Annotated in this window: 11 protein-coding genes, 1 rRNA gene and 1 pseudogene; 5 read left to right on the forward strand and 8 right to left on the reverse strand. The window is 35.0% G+C overall.

Going from position 1 to position 10,691, the window contains the following annotated elements:
• The first annotated feature begins 509 nt into the window (after positions 1–509).
• Entirely contained in the window at positions 510–1,142 is a 633-nt protein-coding gene (locus V3595_RS28410; RefSeq protein ID WP_485911291.1) for a LysE family translocator, read from the forward strand.
• Between the two features lie 390 nt (positions 1,143–1,532).
• Here V3595_RS28410 and V3595_RS28415 read toward each other — a convergent pair whose 3' ends face one another.
• Both V3595_RS28415 and V3595_RS28420 read right to left on the reverse strand, forming a co-directional pair.
• Entirely contained in the window at positions 1,533–1,988 is a 456-nt protein-coding gene (locus tag V3595_RS28415) for a YfmQ family protein (RefSeq protein WP_148357266.1), read from the reverse strand.
• A gap of 728 nt (positions 1,989–2,716) precedes the next feature.
• Positions 2,717–3,271, reverse strand: a complete 555-nt coding sequence (locus V3595_RS28420; RefSeq protein ID WP_485911294.1) for a TetR/AcrR family transcriptional regulator — start codon at positions 3,269–3,271, stop codon at positions 2,717–2,719.
• Between the two features lie 171 nt (positions 3,272–3,442).
• Here V3595_RS28420 and V3595_RS28425 point away from each other — a divergent pair, with 171 nt between their 5' ends.
• Together V3595_RS28425 and V3595_RS28430 are read left to right on the forward strand one after the other, a co-directional pair.
• Entirely contained in the window at positions 3,443–4,885 is a 1,443-nt protein-coding gene (locus tag V3595_RS28425) for a DHA2 family efflux MFS transporter permease subunit (RefSeq protein ID WP_485911296.1), read from the forward strand.
• A 121-nt stretch (positions 4,886–5,006) separates the two neighbouring features.
• Positions 5,007–5,216 carry a hypothetical protein gene (locus V3595_RS28430; protein ID WP_485911298.1) on the forward strand — a complete coding sequence of 70 codons (210 nt, stop codon included), beginning with the start codon at positions 5,007–5,009 and terminating at the stop codon, positions 5,214–5,216.
• A gap of 200 nt (positions 5,217–5,416) precedes the next feature.
• On the opposite strand, the pseudogene V3595_RS28435 reads toward V3595_RS28430, so the two are convergent.
• From V3595_RS28435 to V3595_RS28460, 6 genes and pseudogenes are all read right to left on the reverse strand, one after another.
• Positions 5,417–6,003 (reverse strand): annotated as a pseudogene (locus V3595_RS28435) (NAD(P)H-binding protein).
• Positions 6,004–6,094: 91 nt separating this feature from the next.
• The gene (locus tag V3595_RS28440) at positions 6,095–6,946 is read right to left on the reverse strand and encodes an aldo/keto reductase (RefSeq protein WP_485911300.1); all 852 of its coding nucleotides are present in this window, start codon (positions 6,944–6,946) and stop codon (positions 6,095–6,097) included.
• Positions 6,947–6,994: 48 nt separating this feature from the next.
• Entirely contained in the window at positions 6,995–7,171 is a 177-nt protein-coding gene (locus V3595_RS28445; RefSeq protein ID WP_485911302.1) for a hypothetical protein, read from the reverse strand.
• 83 nt (positions 7,172–7,254) lie between these two features.
• The gene (locus tag V3595_RS28450; RefSeq protein WP_485911304.1) at positions 7,255–8,217 is read right to left on the reverse strand and encodes a multidrug effflux MFS transporter; all 963 of its coding nucleotides are present in this window, start codon (positions 8,215–8,217) and stop codon (positions 7,255–7,257) included.
• Positions 8,218–8,242: 25 nt separating this feature from the next.
• Complete coding sequence (locus V3595_RS28455) at positions 8,243–8,560, reverse strand: nuclear transport factor 2 family protein (RefSeq protein WP_485911306.1); 318 nt, start codon at positions 8,558–8,560, stop codon at positions 8,243–8,245.
• 191 nt (positions 8,561–8,751) lie between these two features.
• Positions 8,752–9,213: a nuclear transport factor 2 family protein gene (locus tag V3595_RS28460; RefSeq protein WP_095392545.1), complete on the reverse strand. Its 462-nt coding sequence runs from the start codon at positions 9,211–9,213 to the stop codon at positions 8,752–8,754.
• Positions 9,214–9,568: 355 nt separating this feature from the next.
• Here V3595_RS28460 and V3595_RS28465 point away from each other — a divergent pair, with 355 nt between their 5' ends.
• Both V3595_RS28465 and V3595_RS28470 read left to right on the forward strand, forming a co-directional pair.
• Entirely contained in the window at positions 9,569–10,114 is a 546-nt protein-coding gene (locus V3595_RS28465; protein WP_485911308.1) for a TetR/AcrR family transcriptional regulator, read from the forward strand.
• 514 nt (positions 10,115–10,628) lie between these two features.
• A 16S ribosomal RNA gene (locus V3595_RS28470) occupies positions 10,629–10,691 on the forward strand; the annotation flags it as partial.

The following is a 10,691-nucleotide window of genomic DNA, read 5'->3' on the forward strand; positions in this document are numbered from 1 at the left end:
TCCACCCCTTGGATAGGCATGACGAAGGAATGATAGGGCAATTGACCCGTTGAGACATGGGAGGGAAAGCCTCCAGGGGCGGCGTGGAGAATGTACATTATATGGTAAAATGTGGAGTGTTGTACAACTCCTTTATTTCACTATGCCTTCACGAAATCTTCTTGTCCTGAAATCACTCCATTTAACCGTGAATTTAAATTCAATGGTGATGAAATCCTGCGAATAAGCGAGTATTTGTGAGGAAATCGTATTAAACTGAGGGAGTTCAATAAGAACAGTAAAATAATAATGTATAAAATAACTTATAATGTATAATTATTACAAAAGAGAGAGGGATATTATATTTTGCAGAAGTTTCAGATGCACCATTAATTCAGGATTTAATAATTAAGACTTTTATGGAATATAAAGATGAAATTCCCTCATCAAGTGCCTTAGAGGAGACCGTACATTAGTAGAAACTTACGTTATTTAACGTGTATAGTGATGATTGAAAAGGGGGAGATTTAATGATTGAATTAGGAACACTAGGCGCTTTTGCTCTAGTATCTTTAGGGATGGTCTGTTCACCTGGTCCTAATATGATTTATTTAATATCTAGGACAATTTCGCAAGGTAAAAGGGACGGGATAATTTCTCTTTTAGGTGTAATTACTGGTTTTTTGATTTATATCATAGCTACAATGTTGGGCTTATCCTTCTTGTTCGAATTAGTTCCAGTAATGTATGACATCATTAAATGGCTAGGTGTTATCTACTTGTTGTGGTTAGCATGGAATGCAATAAAACCAGGAGCAAGTTCAATCCTGGAGCCACAGCATTTAGCTGTAGAGTCACCAAAAAAACTATATGTTATGGGCCTTATGACAAATTTGTTAAATCCAAAAATTGCGGTCTTGTATGTTTCACTTTTACCTCAATTTATGGGTCCTAATAGTGGTTCACTGCTAGTTCAAACTGCTCAATTAGGAACGGTGCAAATTTTTGTTAGCTTTGCTGTAAATTTACTAATTGTTTTATTTGCTGGGCAGGTTGCGGTTTGGGTTGGAAGAAGCCCTTTTTTGGTTAAAATTCAACGCTGGTTCATGGCATCTGTTTTAGGTGCCTTAGCTGTAAACTTAGCTTTTCATGAAAAAAAATAAACCTTTGAAGAGTTTTATTAGCTCCTCTTATTTTTATCACGAAAGAAAACGTGTGTTTAAATACGGTGGCTGTATTTAATAATTGCTTAATCAACAAAATCAGCTTGTATTTCTTATTTGTGAAAAAATGTACTTAAACTATAGGGTGCGTTAGCGTCATAAGAAGGCAGCCATTTGGCTGCCTTTTGAACGTACGATTCTTTACATTATCATACATTCAAATCAAGTAAAAAAAATTCCCTTGTTCAGCTAAAGTGTGCGTCGTACTAGAAAATGAGCGAGCAAAAAATGAAGGCATCCTAATAAGAGAAGAAGAAGTCGTGTCAGAAAATAAATAATTCCCTATCAAAAAACCACACATCATGGTGTGGTTTTTTATTTTTCTTCCTTTTATGCTTCTTTTACATCCATTCCCTTCATCATCGAACGGTCTTGGAGGCTTTCGGAACGCATGCTATATGCCACAAGCTTCTTCTTGTCCTGTTTTACGACATCCACATGGTCGCCGTACACGAACACCAATAACCGAATATCCTTTTTGCCTTTTTTCGTATCGATGACCAATGGCTTCACACCGCTCTTTGGCTGTAAAAACAAGGAATCGTTTCCAGGAAATATATGATTTTTCTTCAAAACCATCGCGTGGTTAACATCCTGAATCACTTGGTTCTTCTCTTCCCCTTCCAATCGTTTTCCGTCCATCGTGATCACGGTATTCCCGTCACTAAGTGTTGGATGCATCTTAAATTTATTCAAAAGCCAATTGACGACATCGGTTGGAAGGCAGGTAACAACTAGTTTAAATATCGTTAAAATAATGGTCAAAATCAAAACGGGTCCTGTCATTTTTTCATCATCTCCGTATGTTATAAATGCCTCATTATAAACAGATGCCTCTATATTACCAAAAGAATGGACATTTTTTCTTCGGAAATATGTCCATTCTCGTAACGATTTCCTTTTGGAGCGTGCGGTATAAACTAACGGACAGGGGTTGTTCCCGCAGCTCCTTTCATATTGAAAAGGGTAGATTAGTTTAAGAAGCGTAGTGTATTCATAACGGGTGCTTTACTTCAATAACAAGGGTTGCTGCGGCAGCCTTATTTCTTATGGCACTAACGGGGCAGGTTAGTTCAACAAGTAATTTTTAAAATGTTAATCGAATAAAGGGGTATCATGATATTTCAAAGAAGTAGGAGTCGAAATGCTGCAACAGATTAAAATAGAGAATTGATTATTAGAAGTTGATATTGATAAGACCCGAGAATTTTATAACAAAGGTATAGAGGTATGTAGTTGTCTATACTGCAACAATTTTGGGGAAGCTTGTAAATATATAGATACTTCCGTAGCAAATGTATTCAGTAGACATTAAATCCTGCTAAACCAGGACATCTCTCTGTTATCCTACAAATGAATGCGGAATACGTGCATACATAGGTATTTATCATTTTGTTGGCAGAGTGTTAGAAGGGGAATTGTGTACAATGTCCACCTGGAATGATACTAACCATACTTACTATTTATTTCTAATTTCTTTCCCTTATAATCTCCAGTCCAAGTTCTAACATTTACTAGGATCGATCTTTTTTGTACATTGATATAATTTGGCTTGCGATGTATTCGGAACTAAAATGGATCCCGTCCGTAATCCACCACATGATAATCCCTAGCAATGATGCTGCAAGAATATCAACAGCTACAATGTTCTCTTTCAGATCTAGGTTTTTAACACTTCTTTGCATTTCAACTGTATTTTTTATTAGTTTAAATAAGCTATTTTTGAATCCCTTATCCTCAAACAAAACAGCAAAAAATTTCCGATATTCATAAATGTAATCTAAAAATGAAATCAGTTGCTCCTGCTCATTCATGTTGTTATTTTGTATTAACGGGTTAAATTTCGTCGACAGGTCATCAAATACTTCATGGACAATCTGGCGTAATAAGTCGTTAATATCGGCATAATGTAAATAAAATGTTGCACGATTAAGTTCTGCACGGTTTGCAATTTTTTGCACAGTCAGCTGAGAAATATCTAGATTTTCAGCTAGCAATGTAAATACCGCATTCTTCAGCATCTTTTTTGAGCGAATAGCACGTGGATCTTCTTTTCTATTAGTAGACATAATTCTCCTCTATTATCTATTGTTTTTCTTTTTATTAACAAATCGAACTTTTATGTTGATTTGTTGACACTTTTATAAGAATTGTAAATAGGCATTTATCATAAATGCTGTTATGATTTATTTTATTGACAATGTGTCGATAAATCAACACTAAAGAAAGGAATTCATATAATGCAAGAAAATAAAGTAATCAAAAAAGGAATATTGTTAACCGTTTTAATTGCGGGCTGTTTCCTATCAACATTAAATCAAACAATTTTAAATGTCGCTTTAAGTGATTTAATGAATGTATTTGATGTTTCGGCAACAACTGTACAATGGCTTTCAACTGGATATATGCTTGTCAATGGGGTATTGATTCCGACTACAGCGTATTTAATGCAGCGCTTTCCTACACGCCAGTTATTCATTAGCGCTATGCTATTTTTATTAATCGGTTCTATTCTTAGTGCCGCAGCTCCTGTATTCAGTGTACTACTAGCTGGACGTTTGATTCAAGCCGTTGGGGCAGGAATTGTTATACCGCTTATGATGAATGTCATTCTTGTTATTTTCCCTATAGAAAAACGAGGGGGTGCGATGGGCTTAATTGGATTAGCCATGATTTTCGCGCCTGCAATTGGGCCAACTCTTGCCGGGTTTGTTATTGAATATTACTCTTGGCGTTGGTTATTCATAGGTATTTCCATTCTTCTATTTATCGTTATTTTATTAGCATTTAAATATTTAATAAACGTTTCAGAAACATCTAAGGCAAAGCTTGATGTGCTAAGTGTTATTTTATCGACGATTGGATTTGGTTTCATTTTATACGGATTCGGTAATGCGGGTAGCAAAGGCTGGAGCTCTTCGGTCGTAGTACTTTCATTAGTTATTGGTATCATCGTAACAGCAATATTCTGTATAAAACAAATAAAAACAGAGAAGCCATTATTAAACTTATCTGTATTTAATAATAAAACATTTACTTTAACATCTCTTATTAATGTTTTAATCACAATGATGATGTACGCAGATATGATTTTACTGCCAATCTACTTGCAAAATGGTCGGGGATTTACAGCATTTGATGCCGGTCTAATATTATTACCAGGTGCTCTAATAAATGCCCTATTATCGCCAGTCACTGGTAAATTATATGATCGCTTTGGTGCGAAGCCACTATTTATTGTTGCCTTAATATTTATCATCCCATCTATGTGGGCTGTAACAGATTTATCTAACTCAACTTCGTTTGTTTATGTAATGATACGTACCATTTTCCTTCGTATTGGCTTAAGTTTCATTACAATGCCATTGAATACTGCAGCGCTTAATGCATTACCAAAACACCTTGGTACACATGGTTCAGCAGTGACTAATACGATTCGACAAATTGCGGGAGCGATTGGTACAGCAGTCGTGATGACAATTTATACAGCACAATCGATCGGTCATACAGAAACAATTTTGCAGGACAACCCATCTGCTAGTACTGAGCTAATTCAATCGCTTGCTTCAACTTTAGCTTCAAGTGATTCTTACTACTTCATGACGATTTTAGCGAGTATTGCACTTGTCTTTACGTTATTTATGCCAAAGAAAAAAAAGACAGAGATTGAAAAAACATCTTAATGATTGTTGTAAACAAAACCCCGAATAGATGACACTAATAGAGTGGATCTATTCGGGGTTTTTTCTGTTTTCTTTAAAGTATAAGTACAACCTCTTATAAAAAGAATAATTTTAGTTTATAATGTCTCGTCCTGCTGACTATCAATTCTTTTTCCATTATAAAAATGAAAATATTCAATCAGATGCTATTCAACATCTGATTTGGATTAGTCCTAATACAGATAAATTAGTAGTTGTTAGAGGGAATGATGAGTATGTTCAATTAACAGACGAAAATTCAGGTATTTTACTTAAAATTATTACGGGTGAGGAATTAACTGATTTAAAATAATAGCTTCTTGAACTAACGGGTGCTTTACCTCATTACCAGGAGCTGATCAGCAGCTCCTTTTCTTATGCAACTATCGGGGCAGGTTAGTTTAAGTACATTTCTTCACAAAGTAAAGAAATAGCAGATTCCGTAATAGGAAAATCGGTTTTTTTCTTTTTAAAATTTTACAATAAGGTGTGTTTAGACACATTAATTACTTATTATTCGGGTTTGTTTACGCCCAAACTCTTGCGAATTTCCAATCCTGGTGTTTCAGCTAATTTAACAATCAAATCTGCAACACTTTTACGAGAAACATCATGCCCCTTAAATGGTTCTCCTTTCTGAGTTGTCTCATAGTCAATTTCATCTTTATTGGTAAACCATCCTGGTCTTAAAATCGTAAAGTCGAGGTCTGACACTTCTATAATTTCAGCTGAATTTCGATACGAATCTAATATACTGCTATACCTCTGTCCTGGGACTTCATCATAAATTCCCATTGAACTAATCAAATGAGACGTTTTACTCCAGTCGCATTCATTGCCTCTACAATGGTTTTTGCCATCTGTTCCAGATTGCCAGCTAGATTGGCATAAACCACATCTTGCCCCATCATCGCTTCTTTTAATGTTTCAATTTCCAAAACATCGCCTTCGATTACTCGAACCCGATTTGAAGCAATATTCTTCAGTCTTCGTGAGTTTCGTAGATAAAGGGTTAACTGTGCATCACTTTCTTTTAGAAATAACTCAATAGCAACACGAGCAATTGACCCGTTTGCCCCAAGGATTAAAACATTAGTCAAATTCAAAACTCCCTTTCATTAATTAATAAGGAATAAACAAGCTGCCCAATAATCATAAGTAGGCAGCCTCATTTCACTTTTATAAATAGCATTAATGTTCAAATTTATAGCTGCTGAGCCCTTTTACCATTTCAGGATCTCTATGAGAAAAGAACAAGCTCTCTTTCGTATCTAACGTAGCAATCGTCTCCATATCATCTTGACTTAATTCAATGTCAAAGATATGGAAGTTTTCAATGATTCTTTCTTTATGAACAGATTTTGGAATCACAACGATTCCTCTTTGTGTCAACCAACGTAAAATTACCTGGGCGACGGATTTATTGTGCTTTTTAGCTATCGATACTAAAACTTCATTACCGAACATGTTATTTCTTCCTTCAGCAAAAGGTCCCCAGGATTCTATCTGAACATTGTTCTCTTTCATAAATTGAGCACTTTCGATTTGCTGGCAGGAAGGATGAGTCTCAATCTGGTTTACGGCAGGAGTTAATTCATTATGAATACTCAAATCGATCAGCCGATCCATCTGGAAGTTACTAACTCCGATTGCCCTGATTTTTCCTTCGCGATTTAATTCCTCCATCGCACGCCAAGAACCATAAACATTACCATACGGCTGATGAATTAAATATAAATCCAAATAATCCAGTTGCAGTTTGTCTAGTGACCTTACAAATGCTTTTTTTGTGCTCTCATAACCAGTGTCCTGAATCCAGAGTTTTGTCGTAATAAACAATTCCTCTCTTGGCACACCGCTTCGTTTGATTGCTCTGCCAACCGCCTCTTCGTTTTGATAAACAGCAGCTGTATCAATCAAACGGTAACCTGTCATAATTGCGTCATAAACGCTTTGTTCACATTCTTTGGGATCTGTAATCTGATAAACACCAAATCCAAGTATCGGCATCTCAACACCATTGTTTAAAATTACTTTTTGCATTTGTATTCCTCCCATTTTTTTATATTTCCACCATTCTGCTAAACGTAATTAATCCAAATTCATTTCTTCAGAAGCAGTCACAGTTTGACCGTTTTTTATTAGGACTGCATTGAAGAAGACAGCCAACAAACTGGTTGCAAAAATAATCACTCCTAATGGTATGGCAGAATATTCACCAGCAATGCCAACAAGTGGAGAGGTAATGGATCCTAATAAAAATGGCATAATGCCTAACAGTGCCGAGGCACTTCCTGCTATGTGCCCTTGAGACTCTATTGCTAACGTAAAAGAAATCGGTCCAACAATTCCTAATGATGCATTGGATAAGAAAAGTGAGATAACCAGTGCGCTAACGGTCCATGAGAAAAAACTACAATAAGTACGGCAAGACTAGAAATAAATGAAGATAACAATCCAATCAGAAAAATATTATGTGGAGTTTTTCGGCCCGCCAGTCGTTTTACTAATTGAGCCCCTAGCATTAAACTAATTCCATTCAAAGCAAATAGGATAGAAAACATTTGAGGAGATACACCATAAATGTTTTGGTAAATAAAAGGGCTTCCTGAAATGTAAGCAAAACAGCCTCCAAATAAAATGCCAGATGCAAGACCATAACCCATAAATTTTCTATCTTTAAGCAAGGTTTTATAGCTTTTTAATATTTTTTTAAAATCACTTGAGATACGATTCTCTATTCGTAAGGTTTCTTTCACTTTCCAAACTGTCATAATTGTCAAGTATATTCCAACGATACCTGTAACGAAAAATACTCCCACCCATGATGTAAAAGAAATGACCGCACTACCTGCAAGTGGCGAAAGTAGTGGGGTAACACTGGTAATCGTCGTAAGAAGTGCAAAAAACTTAGTTAATTCAACACCATTATATAGATCACGAACGATTGCACGGGCTATAACAAGCCCTGCTGATGCTGTAAATCCTTGTATAAAACGTAAAACAATAAAAACTTCAACATTCGGTGAAATGGCACAACCGACAGAGGAAATAAAAAATAGAATCATTGAAATTAACAAAGGTTTTCGTCTTCCATGAACATCACTTAAAGGTCCTATTACAATTTGACCTAAGCTCAATCCTAATAGTGCAGATGTTAAACTTGCTTGGACCATAGATGCGTTTGTTCCAAAAAACTTCATAATTTCGGGAAATGATGAAAGATACATATCAACGGTAAATGGTCCCAATGCACAAAAGACTGCTAATAATAGTGCAAATCTAACCTGAGTTTTATTTGTCCTAGAGTCCAATTATTTACAACTCCTTTTTAATCTTTTAATTATTTGATGATGCCGAAGCATTTACTGGATACCAATTGTTCCCACGTTTCTCAAAATACATATTAATTTTCATACTCCAAGTGTTTCTAAAACCATAAATTCTCGCATCAATTTTTGTTTCACAAATGAGAATGGCAATATTGTCATCTATTGTGATTGTTGTTTTTTGAGGCATAGTTTTGAAGTATCTCATTTCTTCATTTTCTATTTGTTCAAGCCATTCTTGCTTACTTTGTTGATAACCAGTCATGTGAACTGATACATAATTGTCATCAAGGATGTAATCCAATGTTTCAGTGTCTTTATTAACCATTGCATCATCAATCGATGATAAACTGCTAGGATTTTTTGTTTATCTTCACTCATATATGGACTTGCAACCTCCTTTTCATCATTTAGATTAGTTTGATTACTAGTAATGCAGGAACGTCCAACCTTTTAAACCATAAATGGGTCAATCCATTAACTGGATAACCCATTTTTGATTTTACTCAAGCTAAGCAATCACTGATTTAATTCTTGTCTATCATTCCACACAAAAGTTGATGTTCTTTTAGCAATCAACCACTGTCCGTTTTCAGAGATGTATTCATCCTTATAAGAAACTGCTGAAGCGTTATTTATTTTTTTTCCATTTTCGGAACTAATAAGATCTACTCGGCAATAGAGAGTCCCTTCAGCTTTATTCCCATTTATTGACACAATGTGTTGACCATTATTGTGGTAAACGGTTTCGAAATTCGCTAAGAAACCCTCGAAAGCTTCACCTATTTCTTTGGTTCCATTAAAACTTGAAGTTAACATTCCGTTTACATATGAATCCACAGTAGCATCTTTAGTAAAAAGCTCCGTTTGCTTCCAAACCTCTTTCTTGTCTGCTAATATTGAGAAATTATCAACAAGTTCTCTGAGGGCTCTTACGTTTTCTAGTTCTTCAATTCTCTTCTCCAAATTTGTTTGTGTCATATTTCTTCCTCCTTAAATACATTTTGCTTGAACGTTACCTCACCAATAAGCATTTGTTGGGATTAGAATTCAGGATTGTCATTGGCTAGTTGTTATATTACCCAGTTAGAGTGGTGTGCGATTACTATTACAAAACACCAAATTTCCCGCATAAACATCCAAATCTAAAGTAGTCAACTACACTTATGATGGGATCTATTAAAAATAAATTTCGCATTGATGAATTATTTCACATCTGTGTATAATATAAAATGAAAATAGAATGCCTTCAATTGTCAAATAATCAAGTTTCGTGAATTAATACACGAAATTGAAGAAATTGTGTCATATTAATAATTCTTGGAGGTTTTAAACTGTGACTAAAGTGGATAGAAGAATAGCTAAATCCCAAGAAGCGATAAAAAAAGCTTTCATTGAATTAATCAATGAAAAGCATTTCGATAAAATTTCTTTACAAGATATTTCCGATAGAGCAAATGTTAGCAGAAGGACTATTTACCTTCATTACATGGATAAATTTGATCTGCTTGATAAAATTATCGAAGAACACATTAACAAGCTAAAAGAAATGTTCGAAGAGTTATCTGAAGTGGACTTTATAACTGGAGGACAGGCAATTTTCGAATATTTTCAAAAGAATTATTTATTCTTTTCAACGATGTTAGTCGGCGGTGGAGCCGATAATTTTCGGGCTCAATACCTTGAGTTTTCTGTTGAACTTTTAAAGGGTGAAGTGAATACAGAAGAAGGCAAAAATAAGGGATTAAGTGAAGATATTATTCTTCGATTTGTTGCAGCTGCTTATGTAGAGGTAGTGGAATGGTGGCTCAAGAATGAAATGCCTTATCCACCTCGTGTCATGGCGGAACAAGTGGGGTTATTGGTAAAGAGGATTTTGTAATTTTCTCCATATGTTATTTAAAAGGGTCGAGGTTGTGAAGGATTGTACTTAAACTAACAGGTGCGTTAGTTGATTAAGGAACATTAAAATGATCAATCTTTTTTATAAAAGAAAAATCCAATTAAATAGTATAAGGGCATGTTTTGATAAATTCTTCAGTTTAGTGCGTCCCAGTTGATTAATTTAATGATGAAACACGTACGGTGTTTTTTTTGTATTCATTAACAAGATGGTTTCAAGAGGAAAGTGTTATTAGAGATTCTTATTTTACGGATTAAATGTTGACACTAAAGAAAAATAGCAGTATGATAATGAAGTCGCCTAATTAATGAGCGATTTTAAAAAAAGAAATACTTCGTAGAAGTTGACAACTATTCAACGTTATGTTAAGATGAATTAGTTGAAAAAAACCTACAACAAATTGCTCTTTGAAAACTGAACAAAACAAAGCGCCAACGTTAAATTTTAAGTGAGCACACACTATCAAAAAAGCAAAATGAGCAAGTCAAACATTTCTTCGGAGAGTTTGATCCTGGCTCAGGACGAACGCTGGCGGCGTGCCTAATACATGCAAGTC

Source organism: Bacillus sp. CFBP9009 (assembly GCF_036541465.1).
GTDB lineage: Bacteria > Bacillota > Bacilli > Bacillales > DSM-1321 > Peribacillus.